Source organism: Plantactinospora alkalitolerans, from assembly GCF_015690345.1.
Taxonomy (GTDB): Bacteria; Actinomycetota; Actinomycetes; order Mycobacteriales; family Micromonosporaceae; genus Plantactinospora; species Plantactinospora alkalitolerans.
On record NZ_JADPUN010000161.1, the window covers coordinates 1 to 19,437 of the forward strand.

The window sequence follows — 19,437 nt, forward strand, 5'->3', positions numbered from 1 at the left end:
GGTCGACCGCGGTGACGGATACCGTCACACAGACACCGCCGAGCGTGCCACCCTGCTCGACCCCGGACGCGGCGGCCGATCGCAGGGCGGGGACGATCTCCGGGGCGGCGGCCACCGTGAGTTTCGCCTGACCCGTGCAACCCGTCCCGGCCAACTGCTGGTAGCCGAGGGAAACCCCGGACACGACGGCAACAACCGCCACCGCAACGGCGGTGGCGCCTGCCCCACGGAAACGTCTACGTATGCGATGGCGGCCCGACACGGGCTCAATACTGGACACCGAAACCCGTTGTGGCCAGCCATGTCCGGTCGAAACCCCAGAAAAGCGAGCATTCGCAGAGTTTCGCTACCTCACGTCGCCACTGGGCGGCAGATAGTAGCGAAATCACCGGCGACGGGGTTCAGGCCGGCAGGGTGACGACCCGCCGCTCGGCGGCTGCGGTGCGGGCCGCCTCGATGACCCGAAGCGTCAGCACCGCACCGGCCGGATCGACCGGGAAATCGCCGTCGCCACGCAGCGCATCGCGTACCTCGGCATAGAACTGCTCGTAGCGGCCCCGTTCGGTGGGGATCCGCTCGAGCTGGTCGTTGACACCGAGCAGGCCGGCGTCGGATTCTGGCTCGACACCCCAACCCGGAGCGCCGGGACGCATTCCGGAAATCACCTGTGGCTCCTGCACATCGAGCCCGTACTTCGTGAAAGTGGCCTGGTCGCCGAGGACCCGGAAGCGGGGGTTGCGGGTACCGGCCAGCGCCGAGGCCCACAGGTGCGAACGCACCCCGTCGGCGTGCCGCAGTGCGACGAAGCTGTCGTCGTCGACCGCCACTCCGGCACGTCGCCGGTCCAGCTCCGCATAGACCTCGGTCACCGGGCCGAACAACTGGAGCGCCTGATCGACGATGTGCGCGCCGAGGTCGTACAGCAGGCCGCCGGCCTCGGCAGGATCGCCGAACTCACGCCAGTTCTCCTTCGGCTTCGGCACCCAGCGGTCGTAGCGGGACTCGAACCGGAACACGCTGCCCAGCCGGCCGGAGGCGAGCACCTTACGCACGGTCAGGAAGTCCGAGTCGAGCCGGCGGTTCTGGAACACCGTCAGCCCGACGCCCGCCTGCTCGGCGGCCCGGACCACCTGCTCGGCCTCGGCCGAGGTGGGCGCGAACGGCTTGTCCACGACCACCGGCGTACCCGACTCGACGGCCCGCAGTGCCAGCGGCACGTGGGTCCGGTTGGGGGTACTGACCACCACCAGGTCGAGCGAGTCGACCTGGTCGAACAGCTCGTCGGCGGTCGGCACGACCCGCGCCTGCGGGTAACCGGCTCGGGCCCGCCGGGCACGTTCCGGGTCGCCGGTGACGATCGTCGCGACGGAGAGGCCGGGCGTGGCATCCACCAGCGGGGCGTGGAAGCGCTGCCCACCGATGCCGTACCCGAGAATGCCGACGCGGAGTTCGGCGGAAGAGGCATGGCCCATGGCGCCCATTTAAGCTCTCCGGCCGGTCCGACGCGGCGCTTCCCGGCACCGGGGTGACGCTTCCCACTCGGTACCGCACCCGGCCCGTCCGGCCCCTCACCCGGCCATCCGGCACCGCACCCCGGCCATCCGGCGCCTCGGGCGGCGTGGAACGCCGATGGAAGGAGAACGGAAACCGTCGGGCCGCACCCTGGGCGCATGTCACCACCACCGGATGCCGACAGCCCACAGCTACGCTTCGCGATACTCGGTCCGGTACGGGTCTGGCGGGACGGTCAGGTGGTACGGCTGAACGGAGTTCGGCCGCGAACGCTGCTCACCGCCCTGCTGCTCGAACCCAACCGGCCGGTCTCGCTCGACGTACTCACCGAACTGCTCTGGGACGGCCCCCCACCGGCCTCCGCCATCGCCAACCTGCGGACCTACGCGACCCGGCTCCGTATGGCGCTGGGCGGCTCCCCCGGAGCCGAGCGGGGCCGGCTCGCGACCAGCGGCGGCGGATACCTGCTGCGGGTCCGGCCGGACGAACTGGACCTGCTGGTGTTCACCGAGCGGCTCCGCCTGGGGCGCACCGCGCTCGCCGAGAACGATCCGGTCCGGGCCGGGACGCAGTTGGCCGCCGCCCTGGCACTGTGGCGCGGTGACGCGGCCGGCGACGTGCCTCGAACGCTGGCCCTGACCGCGCGGCTGAGCGCCCTCGACGAGATGCGTCAACTCGCGGTCGAGTCTCATCTGCGGGCGCGCCTGGCCCTCGGCGATGGTGACGAACTCGTCGACGAGCTGCGGCGCCTCATCCGGATGTACCCGACCCGGGAAACCCTCTGGGGGCAGCTGATGCTGGCGCTCTACCGCCGGGGCGATCTGGCGACGGCACTGGCCATGTACGGGCGGGCCCGGTCGGCGCTGCGCGACCAGCTCGGGATCGAGCCCGGACCGCAGCTGGTCGGCCTGCACCGGGCCATCCTCAACCGCGACCCGCGGCTCGGGCCGTCGTCGACCTGGCTGAACTGGGCCGCGTCGGTGGGCCCGCACTGCGAGCACTGTCACAGGCCCGAGCGCCCCGTGCGGCACGGCTGAGCGCCGACGGCCGGGCGCACCCGACCGCACCGGGCGAACCAGGACCGGAGCCGCTCCGGAACGGACGCGATCGGAGACCGGACTCATCCCCGGGGCAGTCGTCGGCGTACCACCCCGAGCAGGCGGTTCGCGGGAAGGTAACCCCAGCTCCGGGAGTCCGTACTCCGGGCCGGGTTGTCCCCGAGGACGACCAGGTTCCCCTCGGGGACCGGTGTTCCGGCCGGGACGCCGAGTACCGGCGCCACCACCGCCGGCACCGAGTCGCCCGGTACGGCCGCGGCGCGCTTGATCACCCAGTCCCGCTCCTGGAGTCGGCCGGACAGCGGCGGAAGCGCCCATCGACCGTCGAACCCGGACCGCTCGATCACGACGATGTCACCCGCCCGGACCCGTCGAGCGGAGATCCGCCGTACCAGCACCCGGTCGCCCGGGACCAACGTCGGCGTCATGCTCGGCCCGTACACCTCCAGCAGGGCGAGATGCCGGCGCAGGATCCAGCCCGAGATGGCCAGCCCGCAGAGCCCCAGCAGCACACCGGCGGCGGCGGTCACCCAGACCGGGGCGCTGCCGTCGCCGAGCCACCGGCCCAGCTCGATCGGCCAGTCCGGGCCAGCCGGCCAGGCCATCTCAGCGCACCCCCACACTGTGCGGGGAGTCCGTCAGGTAACCCTGGGCCTGTAGCTGGAACATCTGCGCGTACCGGCCGTCCGCGCGAAGCAGTGTCGCGTGGTCGCCCTGTTCGACGACCCGCCCGCCGTCGAGCACGACCAACAGGTCCGCGTCCCGGACCGCCCCGAGCCGGTGCGAGACGAGCAGACTGGTACGTCCGGCGCGGAACTGCCGAAGCCCCACGTGGATGTCGTACTCGGCCTCGGCGTCCAGGCCGGCGCTCGGCTCGTCCAGGATCAGCAGGTCCCGCTCGCCGCGCAGGTACGCACGGGCCAGGGCGAGCCGTTGCCACTGCCCGCCGGAGAGCGGAACGCCCACCCCACCTCCGGAGGCAGCGGTCTCGTCGGACGTGGCGCCGTCCTCGGACTCGGCATGGTCGTCCGGGAACAGCCGGGACAGCAGGGTCTGGTAGCCGCGCGGCAGGTTGGTGATGGTGTCGTGCACACCGGCACGACGGGCGGCAGCGGAAATCCGGGACTCGTCGCCGAGCGCGTCGAGATCGCCGAGACCGATGTTGTCCGCCGCGCTGAGGTCGTACTCCATGAAGTCCTGGAAGACGGCGCCGATCCGCCGACGCAGCTCGGCCGGGTCCAGGTCGCGCAGGTCGACACCGTCCCAGAGCACCGCACCGCGATCCGGGTCGTAGAGGCGGCACAGCAGTTTGACCACCGTGCTCTTGCCCGCGCCGTTGCGTCCCAGCAGCGCGACCGACCGGCCGTACGGAATGGTCAGGTCGAGCCCGCGAAGGGTCCACGGATGGTCGGGCGAATAGCGGAACCACACGTCCCGGAACTCGATACCCACGCGCAGCGGCGCCGGTCGGTGCGTTCCGGCCGTCGAGGTGTCGGCCGGTGTCGGCAGGTCGGGTCCGCTCGCCAGCACGGCGCGGTAGTGCCCGAAGAGCAGTAGCTGCTGGTGTGCCGTGGAGATCTCGGTGACCAGGCCCGTGGTGCCCGCCTGCACTCCGGCCACGGCGGCGACCAGCAGCGCCACGTCGCCGGCCGTGATGCTTCCCCGGGCCGCCGCGTGGAGCGCCCACAGCAGGGCCACTCCGCTGGTGACGGCGGCCAGCAGTCCGAGTCCCGACTGGTACCTCAGCTCCCGCCGGTCCATGGTGCGGTGCTCCGCGTTCGCGGTACGTCGCTCCGTGGCCATCCGCTCGCGCAGGTAGCGGCCGACACCGAACAGCCGGAGCTCCTTGGCCGCCTGCACGCTGGTCAGGAGTTGCTGGTAGAACGACTCCCGACGCTGGACCGGCCCGATCCGCCAGAGCAGGGCCGCCCAGCGCCGCGACAGCGCCAGCTCGGCGGCGAGCGCGGGTGCGGCGGCAGCCACCACCGCGACCGCGAGCCACGGGCTGATCAGGAACAGGGCGCCCAGGAATCCCAGCACGGTGACCAGGCCACGGCCCACCCCGAGCGCGCCGGCGACGACGGCGCCCGGTGCGATCCCGCCGGCTTGATGGGCCAGCCGCAGCCGGTCGAGGAAGGCGGGTGCCTCGAACCGGGCCAGGCCGACGAAGCCCTCGGCCGCGGCGAAGAGCCGGTCCTGGGCCAGAAGTCCGGTCCGGCGTTGCATGTCCTGTCGGGCGTACCGCTCGAGGTGCGGCACCAGGCCGGCACCGACCCCGACCGCCGCCAGGCCGAGACCGATCGGAAGAAGGTCCCGGAACGGCGCCGGCCGGGCCACCCCGTCCAGCGCCAGTTTGGTCAGCCAGGCCAACGCGACCGGCAGCACCGAGCCGAGCAACGCGAGTCCGGCCTGACCGACCAGCGTGTGCCAGCCGGCACGCCAGGCCAGGGCCAGCGCACCCAGCAGACCGGTGCCGACCCGCATAGCCTGGTCCGGTTCATCGACCACCGTGGACACCCGGCTCACGCCCCGACAGGAAGCTTCAGCTGATCCAGTTCGGTACCGCTGCCCAGCACCAGGCCCGCGTCGTCCAGCACGGCGAAGGCGGGGAAGCCGTGTACGCCCAGCGCCGCGCTCACCGGCCCGTTCCGCGTTTCGAGCACGACCCTGGCCACCGGACGGAGCGCCGCGAATTCCTCGGTCGGGCTCTCGTCCGTCACCACTACCGCCAGCACCCGGTCGCGCCCGCCGGGAAACTCCCCGGCCCGGCTGACGAATCCGGGGAGCCGCTCCGCACAGGCGCCGCAGCCGGGCGAGAAGACCCCGACCAGGGTGGATCCGACGAGGGTGCTCCGGGAGACCAGTTCACCGTCGGTGGTGGTCGCCTCGAACGCGTCGGCCCGGGCGCCGGCCGGACGCATCACCTCGGCTCCGCCGACCGCTGCCCGGGCAATCAGGTCCGAGTGTTCACGCAACCTTCGGATCACCCCAATTGTCAACACTAGGTCGAGCACGCACAGCGCCCCGACGAACAGGACGAGCGCGAGAAGGAAGGGCATCACATGGATCTCCTAACGGAACGGACGGGTACGTCCCCGACAGGCCGCCGGGAACGGACCCGCGCCAACGGGCTGCCGGTCAGCCGCAGTACTGGCAGGCCTGGCACACCACGCCCTGCCAGGTGGCGCAGCAACTCCGACAGATCCTGCTGCTGCCCGAGTAACACTGCTCGGTCCAGCAGGGCAGTGCCCCTGCTTTCGCCTGCGGGACGAACCGGGTGAGCACCCGGTCCCCCAACGATCCGATCCAATTCATCATCTTCGGTCTTCTTTCCGCTCACGACACTTCCCGATTCCTGACGTGCGCTTTCCTTCGCATTCCGCCAGACCGGGAAGCGCTCCAGGTTGTCAGGAACAGGATGCGCTGGATCCGCTGCAGTAGCAGGTCGCGGGCGGCGGGCTGTTGCAGCAGCACCTGCGGTTGCCGGAACCGCACCAGCCGGAGTTTCCGCAGTAGCGGGCGGCGGCGCGCGACTGGGGAACCAACCGGGCGATCATACGGTCGCCCAGGTCCACGATCGTACGGATCATGACTCACCTCCTTTCGAGAATCCGCTCCATCCACCCTAGGACGGCGCCGTACACGAAATATGTCTGCCAAATACATGAGGATCGACGGGGGGTTCGACAATGGAATTTCGAATACTGGGTCCGATAGAGGTTGAACACCATGGACTGCCGGTCGTGGTGGGCCGACGTCAGGAACGCTGCCTACTGGGACTCCTGCTGTTGGAGGCGAGTCGGCCGGTACCGATCCCCCGGCTGGTCGACCTGCTGTGGCACGGGGAGCCACCGGCCACCGCCACGGCGGTGCTGAGCACGTACGTGTCCCGGCTGCGTACGGCGCTCAACTCCGGCGCGGACGGGTGCGGCGACGCGCTGGTCCGGCGCGGCGACGGATACGCGCTCGAGATCGACGTGGCGGCCGTCGACGCGCACCGGTTCGTCCGGCTGGTCGAACAGGCCCGGACCGCCGTTGGTGTCGAGCGGTCACGGCTACTGCGCGAGGCGCTCGGCCTGTGGCGCGGTACGCCGCTGGCCGATGCCGCGACACCACTGCGGGAGCGGGTCTGCGCTGGACTGGATCGGCTGCGCAGGTCCGCGATGCTGCTCCGGATCGAGACGGACCTCGCGCTGGGCGGTCACGAGGAACTGCTCGGCGAGCTGACCGAACTGGTCGAGCGGGATCCACTGGACGAGACGCTGGCCGGCCATCTGATGATTGCGCTCTATCGGGCGGGCCGGCGGCAGGACGCGCTCCAGACGTACCACCGGACGCGGGAGCGGCTCGCGGAGGCGCTGGGCCTGGATCCGGGCCACCGGCTCGGCGCGCTGGCCCGGGCGATTCTGCGCGCCGACCCCGTCCTGGACCCGTGCCCGGTCGGAACCGACACCGACACCGACCGCGACGGCAACAGCAACGGCAACGGCAACGGCAACGGCAACGGCAACGACCCGTCGGCGCCGCCGGCCGGAAACCGGGCGGCCACGTACGACGGAGTTCCGCCGAGACCGCTGGGCGTGCCGGCACAACTGCCGCCGAAACTGTCCGTCTTCGTCGGTCGGGATCCGGAACTCGACCAGCTCGACGCCGCCCTGCTGCCGGGGCGGGACGAACCGACCGGAGTACTGATCGCGGTGGTCTCTGGAACCGCCGGAGTGGGCAAGACGACGCTTGCCGTGCACTGGGCGCACCGGCAGGCCGACCGGTTCCCCGACGGGCAACTCCACGTCGACCTGCGCGGTTTCGAACCGACCGGCTCGGTGCTGGAGCCGGCCCGGGCGCTCCGGGGATTCCTGACCGCGCTCGGGGTGCCACCCCAGCGGATTCCGGCGGAGCTGGTCGAGCAGGCCGCGCTCTACCGGAGCCTGCTCACCGGCCGACGGATGCTGATCATGCTGGACAACGCCGCGGACGCCGAGCAGGTCCACCCACTACTGCCCGGCTCCCCCGGCTGCGCGGTGATCGTGACCAGCCGTAACCGGCTGTCGGGACTGGTGGCCACGGCGGGTGCCCGTCCGCTTCTGCTGGACCTGCCGCCGGCCGCCGAGGCCCGGCAGCTCCTGATCCGCCGGATCGGCGCCGACCGGGTAGCAGCCGAACCCGCGGCGGTGGACGAACTCATCTCGCACTGCGCCCGGCTGCCCCTGGCGCTGGCCGTCGCGGCCGCCCGGACCGCTGCCAATCCCACCTTTCCGCTGCGGGCGCTGGCCCGGGAGCTGCGGTCGACCGACAGCAGACTCGCCGGATTCGCCGACGGGGACACGGGAACCGACGTCCGGGCCGTCTTCTCGTGGTCGTACCAGACCCTCAGTCCTCCGGCGGCACGCCTGTTCCGGCTGCTCGGGCTCCATCCTGGACCCAACATCGGCACCTCGGCCGCGGCCAGCCTGCTCGGTGTTCCGGTCGAGGAGGTACGCCCGTCGCTGGCCGAACTGAGCCGGGCGAACCTGCTCGTCGAACGCACCCCGGGCCGGTACGGCTGCCATGACCTGCTCCGCGCCTACAGCGCCGAACTGGCCCGCGAACTGGAACCCGAGGCCGAGCGGGCGGAGGCCATCCGCCGGGTGCTCGACCACTACCTGCGCACCGCCCACGCGGCGGCCCGGTCCTGGCAGTTCGCCTGGACGATCGCGCCGGGCTGGGACCCGCCCGATCGGGCGCGGTCCCGCACGGGGCCGCCACGACCTGACCCGGTCGCCGGCAGGGCCGAGGTGGCACACGGCCCTCCTGCCTGCGTCCCGGACCCGTCCACGGGTACGCCCTTCGACGCGTCCGAAGTTGCCGGCGCGGTACGACGTCGATGGACATGACGGCATCCGGCAGGTCTGGTCCGAGGCCCGACCGGCCGGTCAGCGGTCGAGCGCGGTGCTGAGACGACGCGCCTCGGCCACCAGCCGGCTGGCTCCACCTCGGGCGGCGACCTCGGCCAGCCGGGGCACCTCGATCCACACGCCGGTCGCGGTCGCCGTCTCCGCCGCCAGGGTGAGCAGGTCCGGAGTGCCGCGTGGTGGCTTCGGCGCGGCCAGCAACGCCGGCAACGCGGCGGCGAGCAGCCGCCAGACGCTGAGCCGGGCGCCCGCCATCGCCACGTCCCGGAGCGGCTCGACGCACCGGGTCAGCGTGAGCATGCCTCCCGCGCCGAGTTCGCCGACCTGCCGGCCGACGGCTCCCGGGTCGAGGTCACCGGCGGCGGCGAGCAGCAGCAGGGCGTCGACGGCGGCGGCCCGGTCGGACCGGTGCCGGGCACCGAGTCCGTAGGCCAGGGCGAGGTCGAGGGCCACGCCGCCCGGTCCGGTGCACTCGGCGATCAGCGGCAGAACGCCCGCGGCACCCTGGACGCCCAGGTCTGCGGCGCTGCTGACGTCGGTCAGCGCGTACGCCGCGACAAGTTCCCGGTAGCCGGGCAACACCGCCGGCCAGAGCAGCGACCAGCCGGCGCAATGGTGGGGGAACCGCACCACCCGACCATTCAGCAGCCCGAGCGGATCGTCGAACCGCTCGGCGTCGGGGCCGCGCCCGGAAGGCGGTGCCTCCGGCGGGCTGAGCTCGACCTGCACCCGTTCGGCGGACAGGCGGGGGTCTCCGAAGTAGTAGGAGGTGCTCCGTTGGAACCGCACCGTGACGACCTGGGACTGCGGCCGGGGTAGCCCGCCGGAGCGCAGCCAGGCGGCGAGCCGGCCACCGCCCGGCGTACCGAGTGCGGCGGCGCGGTCCGCCAACGCGTCGTCGACGACGGGCGGCAGTCGCAGCAGCGCCTGGGTCAGGTCCCAGGGCCACGGCACCTCGTCGCCCAGGGCGGCCAGTCGATCGTGCAGCACGGACGGGTCGAGGACGCCGGACGCCTGGGTGGGCGCCGCGAGCAGGCCGACGGACCGGGTCGGGCCGAGCTGCGTACCGATCTCCGCCAACCGGACCCGGAGCAGCCGGTGGGCGGGTGCGACCCGGGGATCGTACGCCTGGGACCGTCGGGCGGCACCGAGCAGACCGTTCCACCAGCCTTGACCGACGCTGGTCCCGGTCGGTTGGAGGTCGGCCCGCAACAGGCGGCCGAGCTCACCGTGCAGGCAGGACGGATCCCAGCGGTGCTCCTCGACCTGCTGCGGGTGCCGGTCCAGCACCGGCGTCAACGCCCGGGTCAGCCGGGGGTGGTCAGTGCCGGCAAGCCGGACCACCCCGTCGAGGATCCGCTCCAGCCCGAGCGCCGTGATCCGGGTGCTGAGCAGGGTGGCGACCTCCTCGGCCAGCTCGTCCGGGTCGGTGATCGGCGGCGGTGCCGGTGCCGGTGGCGGCGGTGCCGGCAGGTCGTCGCCCGCGTGCACCACGACGGTGACGGCGGCCGGCGCGGCACCGTGCTTCGCGGCCAGTGCGGCGGCCCGGTCCCGGAGTTCCACGGCGGGATGGTCGCCCATCGCCGCGAGAACGGCGGCGACCTCGGGCGCCCGGTCCCGCCGCTGCCGGGCAAGCTGGTCCAGCCAGCCGAGCTGGCCACGTACCAGTGCCTTCTCCGGCCGGACCAGCACGGCCCGGGAGGCGTCCAGTACCGCCTCGAACTCGACGTCGGCCATCCCACGCAAGGCCTTCTGCGCCATCGACGCCACCGGGCCGGGCGCGTCGGCGAGCAGCCGCAGGTAGTCGGCGCACCGGTCGGCCCGCTCGCCCGGGGTCGGCGTGAGCAGGTCGTGCAGGACGACGAACGGCCGCAACGCCACCGGACGGTCACCACGCAGCAGTCGGTCGATGCAGCCGTGCAGCAGTGCCGCCCGGTCCAGGCGCCCCTGCGCTGCCAGCCGGATCAGCGCGTGCGGTAACGCGAGTGACTCCCGGGTCTTGCGGTCCTGGAACGCCATCCGGGTGCCGATGCCGTCGACCTCGAAGAGTCGGGGCAGCAACGCGTCGAGGAACGGGTCGGCGCGCAGCCGGTCGATCAGCGGATACGGCCGCAGCCGCTCCGTCGGCCAGGTCAGCGAGTCGAGCCAGCCCTCGACGAACATGTCCCCGGTCGGCGGCGGTGCCTTCTCCGCGACGAGCAGGTGGGCGACGAACGACCAGTTGCCGTCGAAGTCGGTCCGGACGAGCCGGTCCGCCAGCCGGCGGGCGAGGTCGGGCAGCCAGTCGACACCCCGGTCCCGGGCCGCGTCGACGACCGGCGGCCCGGCGTTCTCGTCCAGCCGCACCGACCGGCGGCCGAGCAGGTCGGCCGCCTTCGCGGCGCTGGGCAGGCAGCCGACGGCGGAAACCGCCAGGGCCGTCCCCTCGGCACCGCCCCACCAGTTGTCCCGGCGCCGCCGGACGTACGCCAGCAGCTCGGTGCCGAGCTGCCGGCGGCGCTGCTCGTCGAGACCCGTCAGCAGCGCCCCGGCCTCGACGACCGAACCGTTCGTGATCAGGTCGAACAGGGTGGTCACGCCCGAGCCTGCCGGGAGCCGTCCACCATCGACAGCGCGAGTGCGTGCTTGCACGGCCCCCGCTGTCCCTGCTGCTTCGCCCACCAGGGACACGAGCAGCTGTACCGGCCGTCGGGATGGCCGCGTACCCGGTAGACCTGGTCGCCGCTGCGTACCGTCGCGTTGGCACCGTCGCGCTCCACCGCGTGCGCCTCGACCAGCACCCGCGCGCCGACCAGCCGTGGGTTGTCCCGCTCGGCCCGCCCGGCGTCGTACGGCAGGACACGGTGGAAGTACGCCCCCTGCGCGACGTCGAAGCCGACCCGGCCGGCCGTGCCGAGCTGTGCGAGCGCGGCGCGGACCCGGTCGGCGCCGATCCCCGCCGCGGTCGAGAGCGCGTCGACCTCGATGGTCGGATCCCAGGACAGCAGCACGCCGATCAGGTCGGCGTCGTCGGTCACGTCGTCTCCGGCCAGCGCGGTCAGGCTGGCCCCCTCGCCGGAGAAGCCCCGGTACGGTTCCGGGGAGAGCGTGAGCGACAACCGCAGCTCTCCGGTGTCCAGTTCCCAGGTGCTCGGCAACGGTGGGGAGCCGGTGGTGACGGTCGGCCCGTACACCCGGAGGGTCTTCGCGTAGCGCAGCATCCCGCGCAGCGTGGCCAGGCGGTCGGTGCCGGTCAGGCAGACGGCGCCCGGTACCGGTCGGGCGGTCAGCCGCAGCGACCGGCCGGCCGGCACCGCCCAGAGCACCGACCGGTCGCCGGCGCCGGGCAGTCGGCGCAGGAACGCGCCGGCTTCGACCGCGGATGTCTCGGCCCGGGGCGCGAAGTCCGCCGCGAGCACGTGGACCTCGGCGAAGCCCCGCAGCCAGCGGGCCGGCAGCGGGACCTTCCTCTCCACGACGGTACCGTCCATGGTGGAGACGGTGAGGTCGTCGGGTCCGACCGACAGGTGCAGCGGATCGATCCCGCCGACCCGGGCGAGCGCCGCCCGCAGCGGCGGATTGACGTCGACGTTGGTGGTGCCGTGCGCGACGATGTCGCCGTCGATGCCGGCGGGCAGCGCGTCGAGCCGGGCGTAGACGCCGCAGCAGCCGGAGAAGGACTCGAAGCGCAGCCGGTCGCGACTGCCGGTCACCACCGGGTCCAGGCTGGCCGGGGCGACCGGGCGGTGGTAGCGGGTGCGGGCGACCTCGGCGACGGCGAGCAGACCGGTCGCGGCCGCCCGGGGTGTGGTGAGGAACCCGGAGAAGAACCGGGGATTCGGCACCGGCCCGCCGCTGGTCTGTAGGGCGAGCCCGTCGGGGCGCAGCACGGAGGAACCGAGATACCGGTACGTCGCAACGGCGTTCACGGCTGCGGATGGTACGTGCACCGACCGACATCGCCGTCGGGGCAGTTCTGCCCGGCGACCGCCGCGTCGGTGGTTGTCCGAGGAGGTCGGGTCAGCCTGTCCGGGCAGCTCACCGGGACCGCGACCTTCGGGTGAAGCAGATCATGCGGGCTAGCCAACGGGAAGAACGCTGGTTAGCCTAACCTAACTCCGAGCCGCTGCGGCTCGGTCGAACCGAGAGAACGGAATCCTCACCATGCGCGCATGGCGTCCGATCCTCGCCGTGACCGCGTTGAGCGTCGTGCTCGCCGGCTGCGGCGGCCGCTCCGACACCGGCGAGACTCCCGCCGCCGCCGATGGACCCTGGTCCTTCACCGACGGGTCCGGCCAGGTGGTCAAGGCGGACAAAATTCCCACCAGGATCATCGCGCACGCGGGTGAGGCGGCAGCCCTGATGTCCTTCGGCATCAAGCCGGTCGGCATCTACTCCGACGAGCCGGTCAAGACCGACCCCAACCTGCGCAACCTCGACCTGACCGGGATCGAGATCCTCGGCGAGGAGTGGGGAAAGATCAACGTCGAGAAGGCCGCCGCCCTGCGACCGGACCTCATCGTCGGCGACTGGTGGCCGGCGGAGAAGGCGCACAGCGGCATGGAGGAAGGCGTCGACGCGCAGAGCAAGAAACTCGCCGAACTGGCCCCGGTCGCCGGAGTCACCCAGGGTAAGTCGATCGTCGCGCTGGCCGAGGGGTACGAGGACCTCGCCGAGAGCCTCGGCGCCGACGTGGACAAGCCGGAGATCGCGGCGAACAAGACGCGCTTCGAGGAGGCGGTCACCGCCTTCAAGGCCGCGACCGCGGGCAAGCCCGGTCTGACGGTCGCGGCGATGTCCCCCGCCGACGACAAGATGTACGTGGCCAACCCCGAGTACGCGCCCGAACTGCTGGACCTGCAGAGCTGGGGGCTGAAGGTGATCAACCCGGGCAGCCCCGACCCCGGCTTCCCGTACTGGGAGAACCTCAGCTGGGAGAACGCGGACAAGTACCAGCCGGACCTGATCCTGTGGGACGGCCGCTCCTTCACCCCGACGGCCAACGCCGAGTGGGGCGGGAAGCAGCCGACCTGGTTCAAGATCAAGGCTGCCAAGGCCGGCGCCGCCGTCTCCTGGCCGGCGTTCTGGCTGCACACGTACGGCGACTTCGCCATCGAACTGAACAAACTGACCGAGGCGGTCAAGGCCGCGGATCCGAATGTCGGCAACTAGCCGGTACGCGACGCGCACCCCGGCGCGCGGCGGGCGCCGGGCCATCGCACTCGGCCCCGGGCTCGCCGCGCTCGGCGTGCTCCTCGCCGTCGTCGCGTTCCTGAGCATCACGATGGGCTCCCGTTCCATCGGCCTGTCCGAGGTACTGCGCGCGCTCGGAAACCTGGACACCGACGGGTCGATCACCAGTACGGTCACGCTGGAGCTGCGGGTACCCCGTACCCTGCTCGGCATCCTGGTCGGCGCCGCGCTCGGCGTCGCCGGGGCGATCCTGCAGGGCGTCACCCGCAACCCGCTCGCCGACGCCGGGTTCATGGGCATCAACTCCGGCGCCGCGGCCTTCGTCGTCGTCGCCGTCACCGTGCTCGGCGTACGCGGCGTCGGCGTCTACATCTGGTTCGCCTTCGCGGGAGCGATCGCCGCGCTGGCCCTGGTGTACGCGATCGCGTCGCTGGGCCGGGAGGGCGCCACCCCGGTCAAGCTGGCCCTGGCCGGAGCGGCGGTCACCGCCGGTCTCGTCTCGGTGACCACCGGAATCGTGATGACGAACGTGGACGCGCTCAACGAGCTGCGTTTCTGGCAGGTCGGATCGCTCGCCGGCCGGTACACCCCGGTCCTGACCGGGGTCGCGCCGTTCCTGCTGCTCGGCCTGGCCGCGTCCCTCGGATTCGGGCGTGCCCTCAACGGCCTCGCGCTCGGCGAGGACACCGCCCGCGGCCTCGGCCAGCACGTCACCCGGACCCGCGCGGCCGCCTTCGCCGTGGTCGCCCTGCTCGCCGGCGCGGCCACCGCCGCCTGCGGACCGATCATCTTCGTCGGTCTGGTCGTGCCGCACCTGGCCCGGCTGCTCTGCGGCCCCGACTACCGGTGGATCCTGCCCTACTCCATGGTGCTGGCGCCGATCGTGCTGCTCCTCGCCGACGTGCTGGGCCGGGTCGCGGCCGCCCCCGACGAGTTGCAGGTCGGCGTGGTGCTCGGCGTGATCGGTGCGCCCGCGTTCGTGGCGATCGTGCGCTACAGCCGGCTCTCGGAGGTGTGAGCCGATGACCGCGACAACGCATCCGGCCACCGCCCCGACCGGCACCGCGGCGTCGGCACTGCGCGGCAACCGGCGGCGTCGCCGCGCCCGTTCCGTCCTGGTGACCTGTGCCCTGACCGTGGCGGTGGCCGCGCTCTTCGTCCTCACCATGATGGTGGGCAGCTTCCGGATCGGCGCCGGCGAGGTCGTGGCATCGGTGCTGCACCTGTCCGACAACCCCAGCGTCGACTTCGTCGTCCGCGGCCTACGACTGCCCACCGCCGCCACCGCGCTGACGGTCGGCCTCGCGCTCGGCGCCTCCGGGACGATCTTCCAACAACTGCTGCGCAACCCGCTCGCCTCGCCGGACTTCGTCGGCATCACCTCCGGCGCCGGGTTCGCCGCAGTCACCGGAATCGTCCTGCTCCAGGCCGGTGGACTCGTCGTCAGCGGGCTCGCCCTCGGCGGCGCGGTCGTCGCCGGCCTGCTCATGTACGTGCTGGCCTGGCGCGACGGCGTCACCGGCTACCGGTTCATCCTCATCGGCATCGGTGCGTCGGTCTTCTTCGACGGTCTTGTCGGCTACGTGCTCAGCCGGGCCCGGCTCTTCGAGGCCCGCCAGGCGATGCACTGGCTGACCGGCTCCGTCGGGCAGGCCAGCGGCGACGAACTACGGCTGCTCTGCGCTGCCCTGCTCGTCCTGCTGCCCGTCGCGGTGCTGCTCCAGCGGCCGCTGCGGGCCCTCGAACTCGGCGACGACGCGGCCCGGACCCTGGGTACCCGGCCCGACCTGAGCCGAGCCGGCCTGCTCGCCACCGCCGTCGTGCTGGTCGCCCTGGCGGTCGCGGTGGCCGGCCCCATCGTCTTCGTGGCCCTCGTCGCGGGGCCGATCGCCAACCGCCTGCTCGGCCCGGCCACCGGTGGGATCGTCCCCGCCGCGCTGGTCGGCGCCGCACTGTTGCTCACCGCCGACCTCGTCGCCGTGCACCTGATGCCCACGCCGCTGCCCACCGGCGTGGTGACCGGCGCGGTCGGTGCTCCGTATCTGCTGTGGCTGCTGGCCACCACCAACCGGCAAGGAGCGGGCGGATGACCCGACTGCGCGCCGAGGGACTGACCCTCGGATACGACGACCGGACCGTTGTCGCCAACCTCGACGTCACGGTGCTCGACGGCCGGATCACCGCGATCGTCGGTGCCAACGCCTGCGGCAAGTCCACCCTGCTGCGCGGCCTGGCCCGGTTGCTGCCGGCCCGCGACGGCGCCGTCTACCTCGACGGCCGGGCCGTCGCCGACATGCGTACCGCCGACGTGGCGAAGGTGCTCGGGCTGCTTCCGCAGACCCCGGTCGCGCCGGACGGCATCACCGTCGCCGACCTCGTCTCGCGCGGCCGCTACCCGCACCAGGGCTGGTTCCGGCGCTGGACCGACCGCGACCACGACGCGGTCACCCGGGCACTCGACGCCACCGGCACCACGGACCTGATCGACCGTCCGATCCGGGACCTGTCCGGTGGCCAACGCCAGCGTGTCTGGGTCGCCATGGCCCTGGCCCAGGAAACCGACCTGCTGCTGCTCGACGAGCCCACCACCTACCTGGACATCAACCACCAGGTCGAACTGCTGCGGCTGCTCCGCACGTTGAACGCCCAGTCCGGCAAGACCATCGTCGTCGTCCTGCACGATCTCAACCTCGCCTGCCGCTTCTGCGACCACATCATCGCGATGTCGGACGGCGCGATCGTGGCCGAAGGCACCCCGGCCGACGTGGTCAGCGCCGAACTGGTCCAGAAGGTCTTCGGGCTCGACTGCCTCGTCGTACCCGATCCCGTCGCCGGCACTCCGATGGTGGTGCCCGTCTGACCGTTCTGGCTGCCCGACGGGTTCCCCGGTCGGCGGCGGCCGGGCAGGCACGGTCGTACCGGGTTACGCTCCGGTAGCACTGGGCGAGATGGCATGGGTGGGATAGACACGATTGCATGCGTAGATTCCTGATCTCGGCCGCGCTCGTCCTGACGCTGGCAGCGGGGGCGGCCGGGCAGGCGGGAGCCGCTCCTCCCACAAGCCCTCCGCCATCCTCGGCAGCCGACGGATGGTCGGTGACCGACGGCAGGCTGACCTGGCGCTCGGGCCAGCGGGTGCCGATGGGCGACGCCGCCGTGGAGTTCTGGTCGGGCGACAAGCGGCTCGGTCGGCCCCGCCCCCACCCGGACGGTCGGACCTTCAGCCTCGGGCTGAGCGGATCCGTCCGGCTCGACGATCTGACGGTACGGGCCGGCGGCGGGCGCATCGACCAGGCTCCACCGCGCGGCACCCGCCGGTCCGCGCCCCCCGCCGGGTCGGCCCCGCAGCCGGCCGGTGCCGTCGATCCCGGCGTCGCCGGGCCCTACCGGTCGATCACCGGGGAATACGACCTGCCCGCCGTCAAACTGCCCGACCTTCCGGAGAAGGTCGAGATGCGGGCCGTCGTGGTCGCACCGCAGGGTACGTCCGGCACCCGGCCCCTCGCCCTGTTCCTGCACGGCCGGCACACCGTCTGCTACCGCGCCGACGAGGAGGTGCCCCAGCAGTGGCCGTGCCCGGCCGGCACCGACCCGGTCCCGAGCCACCGTGGTTATCCGCAGGCCCAGCGACTGCTCGCCTCGCAGGGCTACGTGACCGTGTCCATCTCGGCGAACGGGGTCAACGGTCAGGACTGGGAGGCCGAGGACGGCGGCGCCCAGGCCCGCTCCTCGCTCGTCCGGCTGCACCTGGCGAAGTGGGCCGACTGGGCGGGTGCCGGACGCGCCGCCGCACCGGCGATCGTGCGCGCCGCGCCGCGAGCCGACCTGTCCCGGGTGTTCCTGATGGGCCACTCCCGAGGCGGCGAGGGCGTCAGCCGCGCGGCGATGGACTCGCTCACCCCACCGCCCGCCGTGCGGGACGGCTACCACGGCAGCGTCCGCTGGACCATCCGCGGCCTGCTGCTCATCGGTCCCACCATCTTCGGCCACGATCCCGTCCCGGACGTCCCGTCGGCCACGATCCTGCCCGGTTGCGACGGTGACGTCGCCGAACTGCCGGGCCAGCTGTTCGTCGACGAGACCCGGGGTGTCGGCCGCGGCCGAGCCCTGCACAGCGCGCTGTACGTGGTCGGCGCCAACCACAACTTCTTCAACACCGAGTGGACGCCCGGTCAGTCCGCGGCACCGTCCACGGACGACTTCCCTACCGGTGACGAGCCCGACCCGGTCTGCTCCCCCGGTACCGCGACCCGGCTCACCCCGGCGCAGCAGCAGACCGTCGGCGCGACCTACATCGCCGCCGCCGCGCGGCTCTTCGTCGACGGCGACGACCGGGTCCGACCACTGCTCGACGGCAGCGGCCTGCGGACACCCTCCGCCGACCCGGCCCGGGTGCTCAGCCAGGCACTGGGCGGCAACCGGACCCCGCTGATCATCCCGGACCCGTCGGTGACGGTCTCCGGTGGCGCGCGGATCTGCGACCAGGTCAGCTACGAGGCGGACCGGTCCTGCATCGAGCCGGAGGACCGGAACGCCCGTCTGGGGCACTTCGTGCCGTTCGTCTGGACCATCCCCGAGCCCGGCCGGTACGCGGCGGCGCTGAACTGGTCCGCCGCCGACAGGCCGATCCGGCTGTCCCCGGCCCGGCCCGTTCCCGTCACCGGAGCCCGTGACCTGGCGCTGCGCCTGATCGTCCCGCCGAACACGACCGGAACCCGGTTCGGCGTCACCGTCGTCGGCACGGACGGCCACCGCACCGCACTGGGCGACGTACGGATCGACGGCCTGCCCGGCACCGACAGGACGACGTCGTACTGGGGTCAGGAGGTACGGGTGCCACTCAGGGGCGCGCCCGCGAGGCTGGCCGCCATCGAACTCACGCCCCGTACCGCAACTGGCCGCGCCTGGCTGCTCGACGCGTGGGGCTGGAAGCCGGGCACGCCCGACCCGCGCGCGACACCCCCGCCGAGGCTCGACCTCGGCACGCTCACGGTCGCCGAGGGCAATTCCGGCACGAAGACGTACGAGATCCCGGTGACCGTCACCGGACGCGGCGGCGGGAAGGTGTGGCTGTTCCTGACCGATCTCACGACGTTCACCAGACGTACCTGGCTGGCCACCGTCCGGTCCGGCCAGCGAACCATTCCGGTGCCGATCGAGGTCACCGGTGACACCCTGTGGAACTACACCGAGGAGTACACGCTCACCGCCAAGGCGGAACGGGGATTCGTGATCGGCAGCTACGTCGGCGGGATCTCCGCCCTCAACGACGATCCGGAACCGATCCTGTCCGTCGAGTCCGCCTCCGCCCGGGTCGCCGAGGGCGAGACGTTGACCTGGCGCTTCTCCGCGTCCGCGCCGACCGAGACGGGCATCTTCCTGATCACCGTGCCGCAGCCCCCGGCCACCGGCGTCGAGCTGTCCAGCACGGACGTCGACCCGGTCTGGTTCGTCGACAACGCGTTCGAGCCGGTGGAACCGGCAAGGCCGCTGTCGCAGACCCTGCTGATGCCGTACGTGTACATCGACGCGAGCACGAACACCGGCGAGGTAACCGTCCCGACGGTCGCCGACTCGGTGGCCGAGCCCGACGAGGTGGTCGAGCTGCACTTCGCCGAGACGGAGGAAGGGCCGGTGCCGAGCACGGTGCTGACCGGCGTGGTGGCCGACGGCTGACCCGGTCGGCCCGGGGGCGTACCCGCCGGTGCGTCCCCGGGCCGGACGCGGCGGTCTCGTCGTCGCCGTCCCCTTCGGCGGCGGTCAGCACCGTGCCGACCACGAACTCCCACTCGCCCTCGTCTCAC

14 protein-coding genes and 1 pseudogene are annotated in these 19,437 nt (G+C 72.5%); 7 read left to right on the forward strand and 8 right to left on the reverse strand.

Features of this window, described 5'->3' with window-relative positions; translation table 11 throughout:
* Both I0C86_RS16300 and I0C86_RS16305 read right to left on the reverse strand, forming a co-directional pair.
* A pseudogene (locus I0C86_RS16300) lies at positions 1 to 184 on the reverse strand (VWA domain-containing protein); the annotation flags it as partial.
* A gap of 217 nt (positions 185 to 401) precedes the next feature.
* Positions 402 to 1,472 (reverse strand): Gfo/Idh/MocA family oxidoreductase, encoded by a 1,071-nt coding sequence (locus tag I0C86_RS16305; protein ID WP_230394258.1) that lies wholly within the window; start codon positions 1,470 to 1,472, stop codon positions 402 to 404.
* Positions 1,473 to 1,670: 198 nt separating this feature from the next.
* On the opposite strand from I0C86_RS16305, the gene I0C86_RS16310 reads away from it, so the two are divergent.
* Complete coding sequence (locus I0C86_RS16310; protein ID WP_196202084.1) at positions 1,671 to 2,549, forward strand: AfsR/SARP family transcriptional regulator; 879 nt, start codon at positions 1,671 to 1,673, stop codon at positions 2,547 to 2,549.
* A gap of 83 nt (positions 2,550 to 2,632) precedes the next feature.
* Here I0C86_RS16310 and I0C86_RS16315 read toward each other — a convergent pair whose 3' ends face one another.
* From I0C86_RS16315 to I0C86_RS16330, 4 genes are all read right to left on the reverse strand, one after another.
* A complete protein-coding gene (locus I0C86_RS16315; RefSeq protein WP_196202085.1) occupies positions 2,633 to 3,175 on the reverse strand; it encodes a S26 family signal peptidase in 543 nt (180 codons plus the stop codon).
* 1 nt (position 3,176) lies between these two features.
* Positions 3,177 to 5,078 carry an ABC transporter ATP-binding protein gene (locus I0C86_RS16320; RefSeq protein WP_323373672.1) on the reverse strand — a complete coding sequence of 634 codons (1,902 nt, stop codon included), beginning with the start codon at positions 5,076 to 5,078 and terminating at the stop codon, positions 3,177 to 3,179.
* 14 nt (positions 5,079 to 5,092) lie between these two features.
* Positions 5,093 to 5,629, reverse strand: coding sequence for a TlpA family protein disulfide reductase (locus tag I0C86_RS16325; protein WP_196202086.1), 537 nt, complete (start codon positions 5,627 to 5,629; stop codon positions 5,093 to 5,095).
* 79 nt (positions 5,630 to 5,708) lie between these two features.
* Positions 5,709 to 5,888, reverse strand: a complete 180-nt coding sequence (locus I0C86_RS16330) for a hypothetical protein (protein ID WP_196202087.1) — start codon at positions 5,886 to 5,888, stop codon at positions 5,709 to 5,711.
* Between the two features lie 425 nt (positions 5,889 to 6,313).
* Here I0C86_RS16330 and I0C86_RS16335 point away from each other — a divergent pair, with 425 nt between their 5' ends.
* Positions 6,314 to 8,443, forward strand: coding sequence for an AfsR/SARP family transcriptional regulator (locus tag I0C86_RS16335; RefSeq protein WP_196202088.1), 2,130 nt, complete (start codon positions 6,314 to 6,316; stop codon positions 8,441 to 8,443).
* Positions 8,444 to 8,482: 39 nt separating this feature from the next.
* Here I0C86_RS16335 and I0C86_RS16340 read toward each other — a convergent pair whose 3' ends face one another.
* Complete coding sequence (locus tag I0C86_RS16340; protein WP_196202089.1) at positions 8,483 to 11,038, reverse strand: DUF6493 family protein; 2,556 nt, start codon at positions 11,036 to 11,038, stop codon at positions 8,483 to 8,485.
* Positions 11,035 to 12,369, reverse strand: a complete 1,335-nt coding sequence (locus I0C86_RS16345) for an SWIM zinc finger family protein (protein ID WP_196202090.1) — start codon at positions 12,367 to 12,369, stop codon at positions 11,035 to 11,037. Before I0C86_RS16345 ends, I0C86_RS16340 begins: the two co-directional genes overlap by 4 nt.
* Positions 12,370 to 12,604: 235 nt before the next feature.
* On the opposite strand from I0C86_RS16345, the gene I0C86_RS16350 reads away from it, so the two are divergent.
* The 5 genes from I0C86_RS16350 to I0C86_RS16370 all read left to right on the forward strand — a co-directional run bounded on the left by I0C86_RS16350 (position 12,605) and on the right by I0C86_RS16370 (position 19,309).
* Entirely contained in the window at positions 12,605 to 13,612 is a 1,008-nt protein-coding gene (locus tag I0C86_RS16350) for an ABC transporter substrate-binding protein (RefSeq protein WP_196202091.1), read from the forward strand.
* On the forward strand, positions 13,599 to 14,651 hold the full coding sequence (locus tag I0C86_RS16355) for a FecCD family ABC transporter permease (RefSeq protein ID WP_196202092.1): 1,053 nt from the start codon (positions 13,599 to 13,601) through the stop codon (positions 14,649 to 14,651). Before I0C86_RS16350 ends, I0C86_RS16355 begins: the two co-directional genes overlap by 14 nt.
* Positions 14,652 to 14,655: 4 nt before the next feature.
* Entirely contained in the window at positions 14,656 to 15,723 is a 1,068-nt protein-coding gene (locus I0C86_RS16360; protein WP_196202093.1) for a FecCD family ABC transporter permease, read from the forward strand.
* Complete coding sequence (locus tag I0C86_RS16365; RefSeq protein WP_196202094.1) at positions 15,720 to 16,493, forward strand: ABC transporter ATP-binding protein; 774 nt, start codon at positions 15,720 to 15,722, stop codon at positions 16,491 to 16,493. The genes I0C86_RS16360 and I0C86_RS16365 overlap by 4 nt, the downstream gene beginning before the upstream one ends.
* 116 nt (positions 16,494 to 16,609) lie before the next feature.
* Complete coding sequence (locus I0C86_RS16370; protein ID WP_196202095.1) at positions 16,610 to 19,309, forward strand: hypothetical protein; 2,700 nt, start codon at positions 16,610 to 16,612, stop codon at positions 19,307 to 19,309.
* The last annotated feature ends 128 nt before the right edge of the window (positions 19,310 to 19,437 follow it).